Source organism: Kribbella sp. NBC_00889 (assembly GCF_045207705.1).
In the GTDB taxonomy this organism is placed as follows: domain Bacteria; phylum Actinomycetota; class Actinomycetes; order Propionibacteriales; family Kribbellaceae; genus Kribbella.
This window is the reverse complement of the sequence record NZ_CP108783.1, coordinates 4,653,791-4,671,450: the sequence shown is the minus strand read 5'-3', so window position 1 is coordinate 4,671,450 and position 17,660 is coordinate 4,653,791. Positions and strand designations below refer to the sequence as shown.

At 68.5% G+C, this 17,660-nt stretch carries 17 protein-coding genes; 8 read left to right on the top strand and 9 right to left on the bottom strand.

Annotated elements, in window-relative coordinates; all coding sequences use genetic code 11:
- Positions 1-29: 29 nt before the first annotated feature.
- On the bottom strand, positions 30-473 hold the full coding sequence (locus tag OG817_RS22580) for a hypothetical protein (protein ID WP_406046656.1): 444 nt from the start codon (positions 471-473) through the stop codon (positions 30-32).
- 64 nt (positions 474-537) lie between these two features.
- Between OG817_RS22580 and dnaG the strand changes: the two genes are divergently transcribed.
- Positions 538-2,436 carry a DNA primase gene (gene dnaG, locus OG817_RS22575; RefSeq protein ID WP_406046655.1) on the top strand — a complete coding sequence of 633 codons (1,899 nt, stop codon included), beginning with the start codon at positions 538-540 and terminating at the stop codon, positions 2,434-2,436.
- 36 nt (positions 2,437-2,472) lie between these two features.
- Positions 2,473-2,883 carry a VOC family protein gene (locus tag OG817_RS22570; RefSeq protein WP_406046654.1) on the top strand — a complete coding sequence of 137 codons (411 nt, stop codon included), beginning with the start codon at positions 2,473-2,475 and terminating at the stop codon, positions 2,881-2,883.
- A gap of 65 nt (positions 2,884-2,948) precedes the next feature.
- Here OG817_RS22570 and OG817_RS22565 read toward each other — a convergent pair whose 3' ends face one another.
- Positions 2,949-3,569 (bottom strand): nucleotidyltransferase domain-containing protein, encoded by a 621-nt coding sequence (locus OG817_RS22565; RefSeq protein WP_406046653.1) that lies wholly within the window; start codon positions 3,567-3,569, stop codon positions 2,949-2,951.
- A 340-nt stretch (positions 3,570-3,909) separates the two neighbouring features.
- Here OG817_RS22565 and OG817_RS22560 point away from each other — a divergent pair, with 340 nt between their 5' ends.
- Complete coding sequence (locus OG817_RS22560; RefSeq protein WP_406046652.1) at positions 3,910-4,407, top strand: DUF1269 domain-containing protein; 498 nt, start codon at positions 3,910-3,912, stop codon at positions 4,405-4,407.
- 53 nt (positions 4,408-4,460) lie between these two features.
- Here the strand turns inward: OG817_RS22560 and OG817_RS22555 are convergent, their stop codons facing one another.
- The 3 genes from OG817_RS22555 to OG817_RS22545 all read right to left on the bottom strand — a co-directional run bounded on the left by OG817_RS22555 (position 4,461) and on the right by OG817_RS22545 (position 7,000).
- Positions 4,461-5,552, bottom strand: a complete 1,092-nt coding sequence (locus tag OG817_RS22555; protein WP_406046651.1) for a CU044_5270 family protein — start codon at positions 5,550-5,552, stop codon at positions 4,461-4,463.
- On the bottom strand, positions 5,545-6,084 hold the full coding sequence (locus OG817_RS22550; RefSeq protein WP_406046650.1) for an RNA polymerase sigma factor: 540 nt from the start codon (positions 6,082-6,084) through the stop codon (positions 5,545-5,547). Before OG817_RS22550 ends, OG817_RS22555 begins: the two co-directional genes overlap by 8 nt.
- Before the next feature lie 172 nt (positions 6,085-6,256).
- Complete coding sequence (locus OG817_RS22545; RefSeq protein ID WP_406046649.1) at positions 6,257-7,000, bottom strand: helix-turn-helix domain-containing protein; 744 nt, start codon at positions 6,998-7,000, stop codon at positions 6,257-6,259.
- 84 nt (positions 7,001-7,084) lie between these two features.
- Here OG817_RS22545 and OG817_RS22540 point away from each other — a divergent pair, with 84 nt between their 5' ends.
- On the top strand, positions 7,085-7,852 hold the full coding sequence (locus OG817_RS22540; RefSeq protein ID WP_406046648.1) for a phytanoyl-CoA dioxygenase family protein: 768 nt from the start codon (positions 7,085-7,087) through the stop codon (positions 7,850-7,852).
- 4 nt (positions 7,853-7,856) lie between these two features.
- Here OG817_RS22540 and OG817_RS22535 read toward each other — a convergent pair whose 3' ends face one another.
- Positions 7,857-10,766, bottom strand: a complete 2,910-nt coding sequence (locus tag OG817_RS22535; protein ID WP_406046647.1) for an AAA family ATPase — start codon at positions 10,764-10,766, stop codon at positions 7,857-7,859.
- Between the two features lie 126 nt (positions 10,767-10,892).
- Here OG817_RS22535 and OG817_RS22530 point away from each other — a divergent pair, with 126 nt between their 5' ends.
- Together OG817_RS22530 and OG817_RS22525 are read left to right on the top strand one after the other, a co-directional pair.
- The gene (locus OG817_RS22530; RefSeq protein ID WP_406046646.1) at positions 10,893-11,720 is read left to right on the top strand and encodes a methyltransferase domain-containing protein; all 828 of its coding nucleotides are present in this window, start codon (positions 10,893-10,895) and stop codon (positions 11,718-11,720) included.
- 25 nt (positions 11,721-11,745) lie between these two features.
- Positions 11,746-12,249, top strand: a complete 504-nt coding sequence (locus OG817_RS22525) for a pyridoxamine 5'-phosphate oxidase family protein (protein WP_406046645.1) — start codon at positions 11,746-11,748, stop codon at positions 12,247-12,249.
- A 150-nt stretch (positions 12,250-12,399) separates the two neighbouring features.
- Here the strand turns inward: OG817_RS22525 and OG817_RS22520 are convergent, their stop codons facing one another.
- Complete coding sequence (locus tag OG817_RS22520; protein ID WP_406046644.1) at positions 12,400-13,767, bottom strand: chloride channel protein; 1,368 nt, start codon at positions 13,765-13,767, stop codon at positions 12,400-12,402.
- Between the two features lie 150 nt (positions 13,768-13,917).
- Positions 13,918-14,091, bottom strand: coding sequence for a hypothetical protein (locus OG817_RS22515; protein ID WP_406046643.1), 174 nt, complete (start codon positions 14,089-14,091; stop codon positions 13,918-13,920).
- Between the two features lie 139 nt (positions 14,092-14,230).
- Here OG817_RS22515 and OG817_RS22510 point away from each other — a divergent pair, with 139 nt between their 5' ends.
- A complete protein-coding gene (locus OG817_RS22510; protein ID WP_396394632.1) occupies positions 14,231-16,582 on the top strand; it encodes an arylsulfatase in 2,352 nt (783 codons plus the stop codon).
- A gap of 80 nt (positions 16,583-16,662) precedes the next feature.
- Here OG817_RS22510 and OG817_RS22505 read toward each other — a convergent pair whose 3' ends face one another.
- Positions 16,663-17,112 carry a hypothetical protein gene (locus OG817_RS22505; RefSeq protein ID WP_406046642.1) on the bottom strand — a complete coding sequence of 150 codons (450 nt, stop codon included), beginning with the start codon at positions 17,110-17,112 and terminating at the stop codon, positions 16,663-16,665.
- A 70-nt stretch (positions 17,113-17,182) separates the two neighbouring features.
- On the opposite strand from OG817_RS22505, the gene OG817_RS22500 reads away from it, so the two are divergent.
- Entirely contained in the window at positions 17,183-17,620 is a 438-nt protein-coding gene (locus OG817_RS22500; RefSeq protein ID WP_406046641.1) for a MarR family winged helix-turn-helix transcriptional regulator, read from the top strand.
- The last annotated feature ends 40 nt before the right edge of the window (positions 17,621-17,660 follow it).

The window sequence follows — 17,660 nt, the reverse complement described above, 5'->3', positions numbered from 1 at the left end:
GTCATCAACTCGGGGGAGTGCCTTCCGGATCAGCGACACAGCCGGACACAGCGGCCGTACGCACCCGGCGCCTGGTTGTAGAACGCTCGCTGACCCTGCAGGTACGTCGCGTACGAGCGGCTCTCGACGGCCGGACCGTCGGTCGTGCAGTACGGCGCGTCCGCCCCGGCGTTGCCGACCTGCTTCGGGTCGAAGCCGGCCTGGTTGATCATCACGTAGAGGTCCTCGCCGAGCCCGTCGTTCGTCCGCAGTGTGTTGTCCTGCCCGAGGAACCGCATCAGGTTCGTGGCCACCGCGTCGTACTGCGTGGCCGGGATCTTCAGCGTGTCGTACGGGTGGGCACAGACGCCGACGGTGAAGTCGATGCTCTCCTTGTTGCGGGCCTGCAGGAACGCGTCCAGTGCGGCCGCGGTGACGGTTTGCTGCTGCTTGGTGTTGTCCCAGTACCCTGCGGCGAGAGCAAGAAGGCGCACGTACTTTTCCCCAGTTCGTGCTCCCGTGGCCGGGAGTGCTTGCCGATGATCGTAGACTCACGGGGTGGCAGGCCGGATCAAGGACGAGGACATCGCGCTGGTGCGCGAGCGCGCCCGGATCGACGACATCGTCGGCTCGTACGTGACCTTGAAGAACGCCGGCGGTGGTTCGCTGAAGGGGTTGTGCCCGTTCCACGACGAGAAGTCGCCGTCGTTCAACGTCACTCCGGCGCGCGGGTTCTTCTACTGCTTCGGCTGCCAAGAGGGCGGCGACGTCATCGACTTCATCCAGAAGATCGACCAGATCACCTTCAGCGAAGCGGTCGAGACGCTGGCCTCGAAGGTCGGCATCCAGCTTCGGTACGACGACTCCGGCGCGCCGATCCAGCGCGGCCCGGGGAACCAGCGGCCGCGGCTCGTCGAGGCGCACAAGGTCGCCGCGGAGTACTTCGTGGAGCAGCTGTTCGGCGCCTCCGACGCGGCGGCCGGGCGGCAGTTCCTGGACCAGCGCGGGTTCGACAAGGACGCGGCCGTGTACTTCGGGGTCGGGTTCTCGCCGCGCGGTGGTGAGGCGCTGACGGCGCACTTGCGTGGCCGCGGCTTCACCAACGCCGAGCTGGTCGCGTCCGGGCTGTCCGCCGACGGTCAGCGCGGGCTGTACGACCGGTTCCGCGGCCGGCTGATGTGGCCGATCCGGGACGCGTCGTCGGACGTCATCGGGTTCGGCGCCCGCCGGCTCTTCGATGACGACCGGATCGAAGCGAAGTACCTGAACACACCCGAGACCCCGATCTACAAGAAGTCCAAGGTCCTGTACGGCGTCGACCTCGCCCGCCGCGAGATCGCGAAGGGCCGCCAGGCCGTGGTCGTCGAGGGCTACACCGACGTGATGGCGTGTCACCTGGCCGGGGTGCAGACGGCGGTCGCCACCTGTGGGACGTCGTTCGGCGACGACCACGCCCGCGTGCTGCGGCAGCTGCTGCTGGATCACGACCAGTTCCGCGGCGAGGTGATCTTCACCTTCGACGGTGACGAGGCCGGTCAGCGCGCCGCGCTGAAGGCGTTCGCGGGCGACCAGGCTTTCGCCTCGCAGACGTACGTCGCGGTGGAGCCGGACGGGCTGGACCCGTGCGATGTCCGGTTGCAGAAGGGCGACGCCGCGGTCCGGGAGCTGATCGGCCGGCGGGTGCCGCTGTACCGGTTCGTGCTGACCAACGTGCTGTCGAAGTACGACCTGGACCGCGCGGACACGCGGATCGACGCGCTGCGCGAGGCCGCGAAGCTGGTGGTCAGCATCCGCGACCGGTCGAAGGTGGACTCGTTCACCCGTGAGCTGGCCGGGCAACTCGGCATGGAGGTCGACCAGGTCCGGTCCGAGGTTTATCGCGCTGCGTCGCGAGGGCCGGAGCCGGTCGGGGACCGCCGTGCTCCGGTGGGGCAGCCTGAGGTCGCCGCGCCGCCGCCTCGCGTCGACATCCCGTCGCCGCGGGATCAGCGGTTCGTGATCGAGTGGGACGTACTGAAGATCGCGATGCAGCATCCCGCGCTGGTCGGGGTCGCGTTCGACGAGTTGGACGATCACGACTTCACCCATCCGTGGCTGGCCGCGGTGCGGACCGCGATGGCGAAGGCCGGTGGGCCGTCGGCCGCGCCCGCGGCTGAGGCGTGGGTGGTCGCCGTACGCGATGCCATCGGCAACGATCCGGCGGCCGCCGTCGTGAGCGCGCTCGCGGTCGACCCGCTGCGACTGGGCCGTGAACCGGATGAGGCTTATGCGTTGGCGTTACTGGCTCGATTGCAGGAGTTGACCTGTGCTCGGCGGATCCAGGACCTGAAGTCGAAGCTGCAGCGGACGAACCCGATCGATCGGGCCGACGACTACAACAAGATGTTCGGCGAGCTGATCGCGCTCGAGGCTTACCGTTCCGACCTTCGCAAGAAGGCCATCTCCGGGGCGCTCTGAGGGTTCAGTCCTGGCCGCGTGACGCATGCTGGGGGTATGCCCGATGACGGACTCCTGCGACGAGTCGACGCCGTACAGGTCCCGGTGCCGAGCCTGGAGGAGGGCCTTGCCTTCTACGTCGAGGCCCTCGGCCACCGCCTCCTCTGGCGGAACGACGACCTGGGCCAAGCGGGCCTCAAACTCCCGGACGGGGACAGCGAACTGGTGCTGACCACGACCAGTCCGTACGAACCCAACTGGCTGGTCGACGACGTACCCACAGCTATCGCCACCATCACCGACCACGGCGGCACTGTCGTGACCGGACCCCTCGACATCCCGGTTGGCCGGGTCGCCGTCGTTCACGACCCCTTCGGCAACTCACTCGTCCTCGTCGACCTGTCCAAGGGCCTCTACGTCACCACCCCCGACGGCACCATCACCGGCGTCCGGCCCACATCTCACTAAGCCTTGAGCCTGGTAAGGAATCGCAGTACGTCGTCGAATCACCGTTCATCGGCAGCCGGAAGCGGTCAGTCCAGCGACTTGATCCAGGGGTGGTCGCTGCCTTTGGTCTCCGCCAACGCCTCCGCGAGCCACCTGCGCGCGTCTGCATCGAGCAGCGGCGCGGTGGCTTCGAAGTCCGCCTGATCCTTCGGGCGGGTCTGCAAGCCCTTGAACAGCAGGACGAGCTCCGGCTTGAGATACGGGATGCCGTCCGGCGTGTGGGCCACCGAGTCGTCGTAGGGCCGGTGAACCGCGCGGTCGAGAGCACAGATCCAGTTCGCGCCGTCGTCCGGGCAGCGCATCACGTCAACGCGCCACTTCCCGTTCGCCGGATCCCGCACCATGGTCTGCTGATACTCGAAGTACGCCCCACCGGCCCCGTCGACCGGCCAGAACCCCTCGCGTCCGGCCACGAAGAACTCGTACGGCGACAGCCGCTCCCGCAGTACGTCGAACTCCCACAGCGGCGTAGCGATCTCCAAATCTTCATGAGCCCGTGTCTGGTGACCCCGGAACAGATCCAGCGCCCACCCGCCCACAACACACCATCGCGCGTCCACCCCCGCAAGCAGCGTGGAAATCTCCTCAGGCCGCCACGCATCCCAAGCCTCGGGTCCCCACTCCAACTGCACCGGCTCAACCAACATCCCGCGAGCGTAACCGCCCCTCAGGTTCGCCCATCGCCCTCGGCGACTGTGGAGGCGGACGAACGGGCGAGCACTGCTGCGCGGCTCCTGAGTCAACTGCCCGCCTGGTTCGGCAGGGCAGAAGCAAATGATGCCTATGTGAAATCGGCGCGCGAGCTCCCGGCCCTCATCGCCCGGTCGGGAGACGAGGTTGTCGGCGTGCTCCTGTATCGCCGCCTACGCATGGTCAAACCCCTCGGCTGACGGCGGGCACGGTGTCACCCGAGCGGGGTGAGGCGATCGGGGTATCGGGACGGGAGGCTGGCAGCGATCACCCGGAGCTCGAGGGGAGAGGCGCGCGATGTCGACACTGACCGTCTGGAAGTTCTCGACCTGGGACGGGGCCAACCAAGCGATCGGCACGTTGGAGGGTTTGGCCAAGCAGGGGCTGATCAGGGTGCACGACGCGGCGTCGGTGTCGTGGCAGCCGGAGGCGAAGAGGCCCAAGACCCGGCAGTTGCGCAGTCTGACCGGTGCGGGCGCGATCGGCGGGATGTTCTGGGGCATGCTCTTCGGGATGATCTTCCTGATGCCGTTCGCCGGCGCGGCCATCGGAGCCGCATCGGGCGCCATCGCAGGATCGCTCGCCGATGTAGGCATCGACGACGACTTCATCAGGTCCGCCCGCGATCAGATCACCCCCGGGACGTCGGCCCTGTTCCTGATGTCGAGCGAGGCAGTCCTTGACGAGGTCCAGGCAACCTTCGAAGCAACCGGCCTCCAGAAAGTGGCCCGCCTCGTCCAGTCGAACCTCTCCGCCGAACAGGAAGCAGCCCTCCGCGAGATGTTCGGCGGCTGACCCACGCACAGCTGACTCGGCAGCGAGGCTACCGAGCCAGCTCTGTCAGTGGGTCAGCGGATCGTGGGGTGGGTGGGCGTGATTCGGGTGCTGACGGAGGTCCAGGTGACTACGTCGCCACGCACCAGCGGTTGCGGGTCGCCGTTGACGTTCCGGGGTGCGGTGATGGTGGCGACTTCGCGAAGGCCGAGGAACTGGCCGGTCCTGGGTTCGATGATGAGTTCCTGGCGCACACCCAGGAACTGCACCCGGCCGATCGCACGTCCGGCCTTCCCGTCGAGGTTCACCGCGTCGGCCTGGAGCTGGATGCCGGGAATCTTGCGGGCTGCCTGGTAGAGGGCTGCCCGCAGGTCGGCTGGTGCGATTCCCGAAGCCAGGACGGTGGCGACCCGGTTGAAGGCCTCCTCGTCCGCCCGCTGGGGAGTGCGGGCCGGGAAACCGCGTGGGAGATCGTCACCCTTCCGCAAGGCCGCCAGCAGTTCGTCAGTGTCTCGTGGCAGACGGGCGAGGAACTCGGGAGAAGGCATCAACCAGCTGCCGGTGCAGATGTTCTTCGAGCCCTTCTTCTGGAGAAGGATGCCGCCACCGCGCGGGAGCACCCCGCACGCGTATGGCGACTTGATCGTCTCCGGCTTCATGTTCAACGGGTCGATCTTGCTCCAGAGCTGTTTGGCCGCTGCGGGCGAGAACTCCTTCGTTGCATTGAGCACCGAAATCGCTGTGTACGGCGCCTTCTGGTCGGCTGAGATCCACCAGTCGCTCACGTCGAGGCGCGTGCCGACGTACGAGTTCTGAGGTCCGAATCTCCACGTCCCCTGGCTTCGCTGGGTGACCTGGCGGTACTGCCCAGGCGGGATCGGCGCGTCCGGGTTGGCGCTGGTGAGTTCGGCGGCGTTGGCCAGGAAGGTGTTCGCGTCAGCGACCGCGCCGGGCTTCGTGGCGCCGTCCTTGATGACGACGTCGTTCACCAGGAAGCCGACGGCCAGCGTGGCGGCCACTGCGCCGGCCACCAGCACCCGGCGCCGGCCGACGGAGCGGCGTACGGGGGAGGGGGTCAGCAGACGCTGACGGGCGCGGGCGAGTGCGATGGGATCCGGCGGGGGTACGTCGTCGCGTACCCGCTTGAGCAGGTCGATCTCATTCATCAGGGTTCTCCTGGAAGTCGGGGCCGAGCGCCGCGCGCAGGGCACGGCGGGATCGGTGCAGTCGGGACCGGACCGTCCCGATCGGGATGTCGAGTGCGGCGGCGATCTCCGGGTAGCTGAGGTCTTCCCACGCGAAGAGCAGCAGAATGTCGCGATCGGCTTGCCTTAGACCGGCCAGTACTCCGGCCAGGGCGCGCGAGGCCGACTGCGCGTCGACCCGGGCGGCAACCTCGGCGGCGAGCATGTCCGCGCCGTCGAACGATCCACCGGGGTCCGAGCGCGAGTAGGCGCGGTACTGGCGGACCTCGTCTCGCCGCCGTCGATGGATCAGGTTGGTGGCGATGCCGTAGAGCCAGGGCAGCGCACCCGCCGAGGACTCGTAGTAGTGGTACCGGCGTTCGAAGGCGATCAGGAACGTCTGCCCGACCAGGTCGTCAGCTTCGGTCGTGCCGAGCCGACGGGCGACGTACCGGTGGATCGCGACGGCATACCGATCGAACAGCAGGGCAAAGTCCTGCCGCCTGAGGGACACGAGCTGGGCGTCCGTGCGCTGGCCGACCGGATTGGTCCTCAGGGCAGCCTCTGGCGGTGGCCCCGGTTCGGGTGGCAGGCGTTCTCGGGAGAGGGCGGCCGTCTGTATTCGGTTCACGCCTGCTTCTGCCCGATCCCCAGATATCGGTTCCCGCCCACCCGGAGAGCATGCCCTAGTCGGCGGTGCGGAGCGCGCCCGGGGCCGAGCCGGTCGCGGCCTTGATGTGGCGGCTGAGGTGGCTGACCGAGTCGTAGCCGGTCAGGTCTGCGATCGCCTGCAGCGGCAACGTGGAGTTGCGGAGGTGACCCAGCGCGTGCCGGAGCCGTACGTGCTGCAGCGCCGTACGCGGGCTCGTGCCGCGCAGCCGTGCGAAGGATGCCCGCAGCCCGGATGGCGAGATGCCGAGTTCGGCGGCGACCGAGGAGATCCGGATTCCCGAGGCGAAGCGTTCCTCGAAGATCCGCTCTGCCTGCGCGACCAGTTGCTCCGCCGCGGTCACCGGCGCAGCTGCCGCGCGGCGCAGCAGCAGGTCGAGTTCGCCGAGCAGCAACGAGCAGAGCTGGTCGCTGTCTTCGCTGGGCTGCGTGCTCTCGCGGACGAGCGAGTCGAAGACCCGGCCGAGGTTGCGGTCGCCGTCGTCGAAGCAGACGCGTGGCCAGGGCCAGCGCAGAGCCGCGTCGACCTGCAGGAAGCGGTTGGCGTAGCCGGTGCGGCTGAGCTCGGCGTGCCACGTCCGCGGCGGGGTGAGCAGCACGGTCCCCGGCGTGGCGGCATACGTCTCGTCGCCGATCGGGCAGGTGATCCGCCCGCGCACGTAGTACACCAGCTCCCACGAGGTGTGCGCGTGCGACGGATAGTCCTTGCCCGGCCCGGCGGTGTGTACGCCGGCGCCGAGCAATCGAAGCGATTTGTGCATAACCGCTGTCGCCTTCTGCATTGTTTTCCTGGTACGTCGCATCGATGCTGGCATCGATTCGTGCATCTGGGAAGGAGTGCTTGGATGGATATGGCGACCGCACTGCGCGACCTCGGCGTGACCGACGACGTACTCACGCACGGCGAGAAGGACCAGCTCGACCGCGACGGATTCCTCCCGCTGGAGGGAATCCTCACGCCGGAGGACGTGGCCGGGCTCACCAAGCGGATGGCGGAGCTGACCGCCGCCGAGGGCGACCGAGCGGGTCTGGAAGTCCACCAGGAGAACGGCACCGACCGACTCGCCGACCTGGTCAACAAGGACCCGAGGTTCGAGGTGTGCTTCAGCCACCCACGCGTCCTGGCCGCGATGCGGCACGTGCTCGGCGAGTTCAGGTTGTCGTCCCTCAACAGCCGCGCGGCCTTGCCAGGTCAGGGGCACCAGGGTCTGCATGCGGACTTCGGCCACCCGGTCGAGCCCGGCGCGTACGAGGTGTGCAACTCAATCTGGCTGCTCGACGACTTCACTCCGCAGAACGGCGCGACACGCGTCGTACCCGGGTCGCATCGGCGCGGAACAATGCCTGGAGACGAGATGGCCAATCCAGGCGACGAGCACCCGGAGCAGATCCAGCTGACCGGCAAGGCCGGGACGGTCGTGGTCTTCAACAGCCACCTGTGGCACGGCGGCACCCTGAACCGCACCGACAAGCCGCGCAGGGCGATGCACTCCTACTTCGCGCTGCGCCACTTGCCGCAGCAGCTCGACCAGCAGGCGTACCTCCGCGTCGAGACGTACAAGCGGCTGAGTCCCGCGCAACGCTTCATCCTCGACGTCAGCGGCACCGGCTGAGTCGTCAGTCTTCGGCGGCCAGCTGGTGAGCGATCCGTGCTGCTTCGAGACGACTCGAGACGTCGAGTTTCCGCAGGATGTGCGAGACATGGACGCTGGTCGTCTTGATGCTGATCGTGAGTTCGGCGGCGATCTCCCGATTCGTGTAGCCGCGGGCGAGCAGCCGGAGTACTTCGCGTTCGCGCGCCGTGAGACCGAGGGCGTCGTCCTGGTCGCGGAGCGCGGGTTGATCCGCGAGGTCGAGGTGGGCCCGCTGCGCGAGCAGTTCGAGCTCCCTGATCAGCGGCTGCGCGCCGAGCCTGCTCGCAACCTGGTGCGCTTCGCGGGCGGGGACCGCCGCGTCCGCTCGCGAAGCGCCGGCGGCGACGAGCGCCTCGGCGTGCCGCCAGTGGCAGTAGGCGGCAAGGTACGGGCGCTCCAGCTGATCCCAGGCTGCGCTCGCCGCCTCCCACAATGCGGGTTGGGAGCAGCCCTCGACGCGGGAGTGCTCGGCTTCGGCGATGGCCAGCCAGCCGGCCGCGTCCAGTGTCACTGCAGCTGCATCGGCGGCCGAGCGGTGGGCGCGTTCGAGCAGCTGCTTCGCGCGACGGCGCGCGTCGTCGACACCCGCTGTGTCGCGGCGGATCGCCGCCAGTTGCGCACGGTCCGTCTCGGCTTGGATGGCCAGAGCGCACACCCTCGGCTCGCGGATCTTCACTTCACCCGGCGAGTCGAGGCCCAGCTCGGCACCGAGCACCCGTGCCGCGTCCCGCGGACGCCGTTCCCACAGGGCGAGCTCCGCCACGAGGCAGGAGTACGCCGCCGTCAACTGCGGCTCGAGCGCCGCCGGCCCCGCCGCTTCCAGGTGCTGCCGTGCGACGGCAAACGCGCCACGCCGGAGCTCCAGCTCTGCGCGGATCAGGTGCACGCCCTCGGGCCGGAAACTGCTGGTCAAGTGGAGCGCCGCATCGAGTACCTCCTCGGCGCGAGCCCAGTCACCCAAGCCGAGGAGCGCCTCTGCCGCGTTGGCTGCGATGACGATGCCACTGCTCCGCTCGTACCCGTACCGGCGAGACTTGGCAACACCGTCGAGCGCGTCCTGAGCGGCCTCGCGCAGCCGGCCGCCGATCAGGTGCACGTCCGAGAGCAACACATACGTTCGCAGCTCCTCGACCACCGCGCCACGCTCCCGCGCGCGCCGGCGGGCGTCCAGAAGGCACTCGATGCCCTCGGCGCCGCGCCCGAGGAGCTGGAGGTCCAGGCCGAGGACGGCGAGCGCCCTGAGGGCGGGTAAGTCGTCGCCGATCGCAGCGGCGACCGCCAGCGCCTGCTCACAGGCGGCGCGCGACTCGACGGGCCGCAAGGACAGGCTCAGCGCATTGCCGAGTGCGGAGAGGACGCGGGCTCGCTCCGGCGAAGGCGGCTGCTCCGGAACGAGTTCGACCGCCCGTTCGAACGCCGCCCGCGCGCCGTCGCGATCGCCGACCGGAAGGAGGTACGTGCCGAGCCGTTCGTACAGCAGGCCGAGCTCCGCATCGTCATCAGCCAGCGAGATCGCTTGTTGCAGCAGCTCCGGAGCCCGTTTGCCGACGCCGGAGAAGTACGCGACCTCGGCGGCCCCCGTCAGCACCCGGCCGCGGTCGTGCCCGGTCACGGACTCGGGGTCGTCGACCTGGTCCCACAGATCGAGCGCGCGGTCGAAATGCTGAAGGGCCTCCGCCGGCCCGGAAACAGCCTCCGCTTCCAGCGCCGCCTCGATCGACGATTGGAGCGCCTCTATGGGTCTCCCGGCCGCCGACCAGTGGTGCGCCAACTCGGCCGCGGTCGAGCCGGGCTGCGCGCGCAGTGCACGGGCGAGACGCTCGTGCAGCTCCTCACGCTCGCCCGGCAAGAGAGTCGTATACACAGCCTCGGCTAGGAGTGCGTGCCGGAAGCGGAAAGAGCCAGCCGCTTGGTCCGGCACGAGTACGTCGTACTCGACCGTCTCGCGTAACGCCTCGACGAGTCGTTCCTCGGGCAAGCCTGCGACCGCGGCGAGGAGCCGGAACGGGACGTCACGCCCAGCGGCGGCGGCGATGCGGAGGAGGGCGCGGCTCTCGCTGTCGAGGCCGTCGAGTCGCTGCAGCAGTACGTCGCGAAGTACCCGGGGAAGCGTCTGCTCGCCACGGACTGCAGCTGCTAGGAGTTCTTCGGCGAAGAACGGATTCCCCTGCGAGCGTTCGTAGATCTCGTTCGCCAGCTCCGCCGGGAAGGGTGCCTCCGTGGTCCCGGCGAGCAGTTGCGCAAGCTCGTCACGCTCCAGTGGCTCCAACGCCAGAGCAGTGGCGGCCCGCGCGCGCAGTAGCTCCCCGACGAGGCGTCGCAGCGAGCTGTCCGGGACGAGCTCGTCGCTGCGGTACGTCGCGACCAGCAGCAGCCTCCGCTCACGCGCGGCGTGCGCGAGGAACGACACGAGATCCAGCGTTGATCGGTCAGCCCAGTGCAGGTCCTCGACGACCAGGACGACCGGCGCTTCGGCGCCGAGGTGTTCGAGTAGGGCGAGCGTCTCCTCGAACAGTCGGAGCCGCGAGTCAGGGCCGCCCGAAGCTGCAGCCGTCTGCGGCTCCGTCAGCTCCGGGACAAGCCGCGACAGCTCCGGAAGCGAGCAACCCGCGACGGCCGCTGATCCCCGCAGCGGCCACAGCGCCTCGACGAGAGGGAGATAGGACATGCCGCTGCCGACGAGATCGATACAGCGCCCCCGCAGTACGGTTGCACCCGCCCGCAGCGCCCGAGCGCCCAGCTCCGACACGAGTCGGGTCTTGCCGATGCCGGCTTCGCCCTCGACCAGGACCGTGGAGCCACGAGCGCGTGCCGCGGCAGCGAGCGTCGCATCGAGGCGTTGCAGCGCGTCGGCCCGCCCCACGAACCTCGGCCACGCCGGTCCTGGCTCCATGTCTAGTTCGAGTATGCGCCCGGGATAGGACGTCGGTCGCCAGGATGTAGGACGGACCTCCCGATTGTGCGGGCCCCGCCCGAGGGCGAGCATCGAAGGGACGAGCCAGCCGGTGGGGGAGGGGCGATGACGACACAGCAGGTCCGGGACGCGATGCAGTTCGTCAACGAGCAGGACGCCGCGACGGTCGAGCGCTTCATCGAACGGCTCGAGCTCCGCGGCAAGGATCCGACGTTCGTGGCGTACCGCGAGGCCTACCTCGACGCGATGGACCTGTCTCGAACCGCCGAGGTCCTCGAAGTCGGCTGCGGTACCGGCGTCGTGTCCCGCGCGATCGCCTCCCGCGATGGATTCGCCGGCACAGTGACGGGGGTCGATCAGAGCCAGGACTTCATCGCGGTCGCCCAGACGCTCGCGGCGAACGAAGGCGTGGGCGACCGCGTCCAGTTCGCGGTCGGCGATGCGCACAAGCTCGACCTCCCGACCGCCGGCTTCGACGCTGCCATCGCCCACACCCTCGTCAGTCACGTCCGCGACCCACTCGCGGTACTCAAGGAGATGGCGCGCATCGTTCGCCCCGACGGCATCGTTGCCGTCTTCGACGGCGACTACGCGTCCCTCACCTTCGACTGCGCTGATCCGGCACTCGGCAAGGCTGTCGAAGCCGCGCTCGAGGCGATGCTCATGAGCTCGGCACGAGTCATGCGCGAGCTCCCGCGCCTGCTGCCGAAGGCGGGACTCCGACTGCTTGTCACACAGGCGAACGTCTACGCGGAGATCGGCTCGAGCACGTTCCTGCTCAACCTGGCCGAGACCTACGCGCCACTGATCGCCGTGCAGGGCCTCCTACCCGCAGCACAGGTCGACGAGTGGCTCGCACACCAACGCCGTTCCGCCGCCGACGGCACCTTCTTCGCCGCCTGCAACTACTACAGCTACCTGGCCCGACCCTGACTGCTCGCCCGATAGGATCCGGCGGGTGGAGGATCCCGAGCTCGCGGTCTGGTTGGAGCGGTTGCAGGAAGAGTCGTTCGACCGGGCGGGGTCGGCTACGCGTACGGCGTACCCGCCGGAGCGACGGATGACCGGACCCCAGTTGGCCGGATATCTGGAGCGCCGCAGCTACGCGCTCGCGTCCTCGACCCGGCCCGACGGTCGTGCACACGCCGCGCCGACCCTGTACTCCATTTACGCGCAGGCGTTCTGGCTTCCCACGGTCGGCGGCGCGGTCCGGCTCCGCAACGTGCAGGCGCATCCGTGGCTGGCCCTGTCTGTCCTCGAGGGTGACCACGACGCGCACGTCGCGGTCCTCACGGAGGGGCCGGCCGAGGTGCTGACCACCGTTCCGGAGGACGTGTCGGAGTTGACGCGCAGCCGCAACGACGGCGGGAGCGTGGACTGGGCGACGGCCTGGCTACGGATGGCCCCGCAACGACTGTTCAGCTTCGCCGAAGTCGCCTGGCAGGAATCCGGTAGCTCCTGACGACCTTCGCGCATCCGCAAGGTCGACGTACCCTCATACCGTTGAAGGTGCTCGCCGTGTTGTACGCCGACAGCATGTCGAACATCGCCTCGGCATCACTGGGCTGAGGAGGACGAACGGTGTAACGGTCAGGCAGTACGACGGTGGCCTTCATGACTGGTGTCCGGCCGGTTGCCGACCCGGATTCGGGAGCACGTTGGTGAGGACAAAGGCGACCACGACAGCGACCACGACCTGCGGTGTCACCAACACACCGTCGGTACCGAGCAACACTGTGGCCAGCAGGGTCGAGGTCAACGGCAACCGCAGCATGGCGGTACACATCGCTCCGATGCCCATGCCGATCGCCGGCGCCAGACTCATGCCGGGCAGACCCGCCGCGGCGATCCCCAGCACCGCACCGATGAACATGGCGGGGAAGACCGGCCCGCCCCGGAACGCGCTGAGCGCGAGTCCGTACGCGAGCAACTTGCAAACGGCGAGCAGGATCAGCACCCCGACCGAGTAGTCTGCGGCGTCTTCGACCAGCGCGGGCAGGGCATCCTGGCCGGAGAACAAGACCTGATTGAAGCTGTTGTCGGAGATCAGCTGGTAGGCCATGGCGATCAGCCCGATGAGAAGGCCGAGAGTCGCCGTCACCGGCACCCGGTTCACGTGCACGACCGCACGCAGCGACAGTCCGATCCAGCGGATCACCCAGCCCAGCAGCGCCCCAGCCGCGCCCATGGCCAGAGCCCAGGCCATCGTGGCCACCGTCGGATCCACCGCCGGCGGCACGGAGGGGAGGGCCAGCGAGAAGCTGCCGAGCCCCGTCCAGTTGTCCAGACCGACGAAGACCAGAGCGCCGATCCCGGAGGCCAGCAAGCCCGGCAGCGCTACCAAGCTCAGCGTCGCACCTCCGATGCCGGCGACCTCCATGATCAGGAACGCGCCGAGCACGGGGGAGCCGAGCAGCGTGCTGATCGCAGCGAAGCTACCGGCCGACGCCATGATCGTCAGCGCCATCGGTGGCGCGTCCTTCCGGACCAGATGCACCGTCAGCACCGCGAGGCCACCACCGATGGCGATCAGGGGAGCCTCAGGCCCGAGGACGGCGCCAAGACTGAGTGTGCTCAAGGCAGCCAGGATGATGCCGAAGAGCTCCTTGTCAGCCGGCGGACCTCCACCGGTCTGGAACCCGAACGCGGGTGAGTGACCACCGTTGCCGGGCAGATACCGAATGGTCAACCCGGTCAACAGTCCGCACAGCACCAACCAGGGCACCGGCCACCAGGCTGGTACCCCTCCGCTGAAGATTTCCTGCGGAAGATCGTCGAACAGGGCCTGCTGGATCGCGCTGACCAGAGCGAGGAAACCGTACGCGACGGCCGAGATCGGAATGCCGAGGATCGCGGCGAGCAGCAGCGCGAAAAGATACGGCTTCGAACGGATGACCGTGGCCGGGTCCATCGCCGGTGGACCGCCCGACGGCCGCTCAGCCGCGCGCGATGCGGCCGCTGGGCGTTGTGAGTCGGTCATGACACATGCCTCCCGGACGAGAACAACCCCGGCCCGCCTCGCCATCTGAGCTCGCCGAAGACCTCCCTCACGATCCGTGGTCGAGGCGCCCGGCCACATCGTCCCGGCCGGATGATCGTTCACCGCCGCACGGCGGGAGCGGTACGACGGTCAGCGGCGCCGCCCCCACCGACGCCCGGCCCCGACACCGGCCAAATGCAGCGCGACGCAGAGCAGGCCGGCCATCAGCAGCGTCTGAGGCGTAAACGCATCACTCACGCTGGCGTTGGCCCAGTCCAGGATGAGTGCCAGCCCAAAGATCACAGCGGCGATGATCGCGAACATTGAGTGCTCCTTCGAACGATCGGGCGGAAGTAGCACTCAGGTACCCATCCGCCAACCACGGAGGAATCACCCCACGAGGGGGATGTGACGCGCGCGGCGTTCGGATGAGGTGGGTGGACATTCTGCGAGGGGGCCACGGATGGCGCTGAACGAGTACGAAGCCGGCACCGGATTCACCGGCACGATCGGCAGAACGGCGGACGAGTCGTCCCCCGCGTGGCCGAAGCCCACCCGTGCCACGCCGGGTGCTCCCAACGTGCTGATGGTCGTACTCGACGACACCGGCTTCGGCCAACTGAGCTGTTACGGCAGCCCGATCGCGACGCCGAACTTCGACAGTCTGGCCGCCAGTGGGCTGCGCTACAACAACATGCACACCACGGCGCTGTGCTCGCCGAGCCGTTCGTGCATCGTCTCTGGACGCAACCACCACAGCAACGGGATGGCGTGCATCACCGAGTTCGCGACGGGCTATCCCGGGTACAACGGTGTGGTCCCGTTCGAGAACGGGTTCCTGTCGGAAATGCTGCTCGGGCAGGGATACAGCACGTTCATGGTCGGCAAGTGGCACCTCACTCCGAGCAACCAGGAGACCGCGGCCGGGCCGTACGACCGTTGGCCGCTGTCGCGCGGCTTCGAGCGGTTCTACGGATTCCTCGGCGGCGACACCAGCCAGTGGTACCCCGACCTGGTCTACGACAACCACCAGGTCGAGCCGCCGGCGACGCCCGAGCAGGGCTACCACCTGACCGAGGACCTGGTGGACCGGTCGATCCAGTTCGTCGTCGACGCGAAGCAGGTCGATCCGGACAAACCCTTCTACCTGCATCTGTGCTTCGGCGCGACCCACGCGCCGCACCACGCCCCGAAGGAGTGGGCGGACAAGTACGCCGGCCAGTTCGACGACGGCTGGGACGCGTACCGGGAGCGGGTGTTCGCCGAGCAGAAGGCGCTGGGGATCGTCCCTGCCGATGCGGAGCTGTCTCGTCACGACCCCGACGTACCCGACTGGGAGTCCCTGCCCGCACCGGCCCGCCGCCTGTACAGCCGGATGATGGAGGTCTTCGCCGGCTTCCTCAGCCATACCGACCACCACCTCGGCCGCCTGCTGGAGTTCCTCGGCGAGCAGGGCGAGCTCGACAACACCATCGTCATGGTGATCTCCGACAACGGCGCCAGCGCCGAAGGTGGCCCGACCGGTACCACCAACGAGGCACAGTTCTTCAACAACGCCCCGGAGTCCCTCGAGGACAGCCTCGCGGTCATCGACGAGATCGGCGGTCCCAAGCACTTCAACCACTACCCGTGGGGCTGGACGTGGGCCGGCAACACGCCGTTCCGCCGGTGGAAGCGCGAGACCTACCGGGGCGGGAGCTCCGACCCGTTCATCGTCAGCTGGCCACAGGGCATCCAGGCCAGGGGCGAAGTGCGAACGCAGTACGCGCACCTCATCGACATGGTGCCGACCGTCCTCGACGCGCTCGGCCTCGAGCCGCCGGCCACGATCCGGGGCATCACACAGTCGCCGCTTCAGGGGGTGAGCTTCGCGCACACGTTCGACGACGCGGACGCAGCGACCAAGCACCGCACCCAGTACTTCGAAATGCTCGGTCACCGCTCCATCTACCACGACGGCTGGCGAGCGGTCTGCCCGTGGCCCGGCCCCTCGTTCACCGAGGCCGGAGCAGGCTTCGGTGAACCCATCTCGGCGGACAAGCTCACCGAGCTCGACTCGACGGGCTGGGAGCTGTACCACGTGGCCGACGACTTCGCCGAGAACCACGACCTCGCAAGCAAGCACCGCGACAAGCTCATCGCACTCATCGGCATGTGGTACGCCGAGGCCGGCAAGTACGGCGTACTGCCGGTGGACGGAAGCGGCCTCGCGCGGCTCGTCGCCGAGAAGCCGCAGGCTGCCGTACCGCGGGACAAGTACGTCTACCGGCCGAACACCCAGTCGATCCCGTTCGGCGCCGGCCCTCGGGTGCTGAACCGGCCGCACAGCATCACCGCAGACGTGGACCTGCCCGAGGACGGCGCCGAGGGAGTTCTGCTGAGCCAGGGCACCGCGGCCGGCGGATACTCGCTGTTCATCAAGGACCGCAAGCTGCATTACGTGCACAACTACGTCGGCCGAGGCCTGTACAAGGTGTCCACGCCGGAGGCGCTCCCGTCCGGTCCGCACAAGCTGCGCTTCGAGTTCGAGCCGACCGGAAAACCGGATATGGCGAACGGCCGCGGAGCACCGGGAACGATGCAGCTCTACGTGGACGAGACCCTCGTCGCCCAGGCCGAGGCACCGGTGACGACACCCTTCATCCTCAACCCCGGTGCCCTCACCTGCGGCGCCAACCCCGGCTCCCCGGTAACGCCGGACTACCCGTCCCCGTTCCGCTTCACCGGCACCCTCCGAACCGTCACCATCGACATATCCGGCGACCTCATCACCGACAGCGAAAGCGAACTCCGCGCAGCAATGGCCCGCCAGTGACCACTACCTGGCGGCCGCCGGCGCAGCGAGCGGACGGTGTGGTGCGGGGTGCGGACCGTGTGGTGTGGCGTGCGGGTTTCTCACGCCGGCGCCTCGTCGAATGCGACCGCTTCGATCGTCGCCGGGTCGGCCTCGGCGAGCTGTTGCAGAAGGGCGCGGGCTGTCTCGACCTGGGTCGGGTCGAAGAGGCTGAACACCCGGCCGCTCGCCGTGCCGATCCGGTCCCGGACGGCCGCGTAGCGCTCGGCTCCTGCGGGGGTGAGGTGGAGTAGCTCGTCGCGGTCCTCGACGAGTCCGTCTGCGGCGAGGCGCGCGAGCAGCGCGTCGGCCCTCGGGCCGTCGTACCCACTGGTGGAGAGCAGCTCCTTGACGGTCCTCGTCGGGGTAGTGCCGCGCAGGCCGAGGGCGTTGAGCGTGAACCACGCGCCGGGCTCGAGGTCCTCCTCTGTGAGGATCCGGGTCAGTGGGCCGCGCAGGTTGCGCTCAGCCAGCGCCATCGCGGTGCCGAACGGGAGTGTCGGTGCGTTCATAGTCGTTGTTCCTCCTAGGATAGACAGGCAGCTGTCCACCACCGTAGCCAAAAGACAGGAGACTGTCTATATGCCTGGGTATCCCCAACCACTCATCGGGTTGCTGCTGCGCCTGGCGAACCAGCGCTGGTCCACGGAGATGGACGCGGAGCTCGAGAAGCTCGGCGTCCGCGCCCTCACCGCGGCCCACGCGCGGGTGATCCCGTTCGTACCGCCTGAGGGCGTCAGCGTCCAGGCGCTCGCTACCAAGGCCAACGTGCGCAAGCAGACCATGGCCCAGAGCGTCGAGCAGCTGATCGCGGCCGGCCTGGTCGAGCGCCGTCCGGACCCCAACGATCGGCGCGCGTGGCTCGTCGTACTCACCGAGGCCGGGCGTGCGATCCGACCGAAGTCCCACAAGGCGGGGGGCACTGTCGAGCGCGCCTGGGCCGACCAGCTCGGCGAGGATCGACTGGAGGCTCTCCGGGCAGCGCTGATCGAACTCGTCGGATACGACGCAGAGATCTGATTTAGGTTCCCTTTGTTTGGCAAACCCCTTGCTTGCAAGG

Coding starts and splice junctions, on each gene's coding strand:
- OG817_RS22535 (WP_406046647.1), bottom strand. CDS start 10,766: ATGGAGCCAGGACCGGCGTGGCCGAGGTTCGTGGGGCGGGCCGACGCG.
- OG817_RS22560 (WP_406046652.1), top strand. CDS start 3,910: ATGTCGACACTGACCGTCTGGAAGTTCTCGACCTGGGACGGGGCCAAC.
- OG817_RS22570 (WP_406046654.1), top strand. CDS start 2,473: ATGCCCGATGACGGACTCCTGCGACGAGTCGACGCCGTACAGGTCCCG.
- OG817_RS22555 (WP_406046651.1), bottom strand. CDS start 5,552: ATGAATGAGATCGACCTGCTCAAGCGGGTACGCGACGACGTACCCCCG.
- OG817_RS22505 (WP_406046642.1), bottom strand. CDS start 17,112: ATGAACGCACCGACACTCCCGTTCGGCACCGCGATGGCGCTGGCTGAG.
- OG817_RS22515 (WP_406046643.1), bottom strand. CDS start 14,091: ATGTTCGCGATCATCGCCGCTGTGATCTTTGGGCTGGCACTCATCCTG.
- OG817_RS22540 (WP_406046648.1), top strand. CDS start 7,085: ATGGATATGGCGACCGCACTGCGCGACCTCGGCGTGACCGACGACGTA.
- OG817_RS22500 (WP_406046641.1), top strand. CDS start 17,183: ATGCCTGGGTATCCCCAACCACTCATCGGGTTGCTGCTGCGCCTGGCG.
- OG817_RS22530 (WP_406046646.1), top strand. CDS start 10,893: ATGACGACACAGCAGGTCCGGGACGCGATGCAGTTCGTCAACGAGCAG.
- OG817_RS22565 (WP_406046653.1), bottom strand. CDS start 3,569: ATGTTGGTTGAGCCGGTGCAGTTGGAGTGGGGACCCGAGGCTTGGGAT.
- OG817_RS22520 (WP_406046644.1), bottom strand. CDS start 13,767: ATGACCGACTCACAACGCCCAGCGGCCGCATCGCGCGCGGCTGAGCGG.
- OG817_RS22510 (WP_396394632.1), top strand. CDS start 14,231: ATGGCGCTGAACGAGTACGAAGCCGGCACCGGATTCACCGGCACGATC.
- OG817_RS22545 (WP_406046649.1), bottom strand. CDS start 7,000: ATGCACAAATCGCTTCGATTGCTCGGCGCCGGCGTACACACCGCCGGG.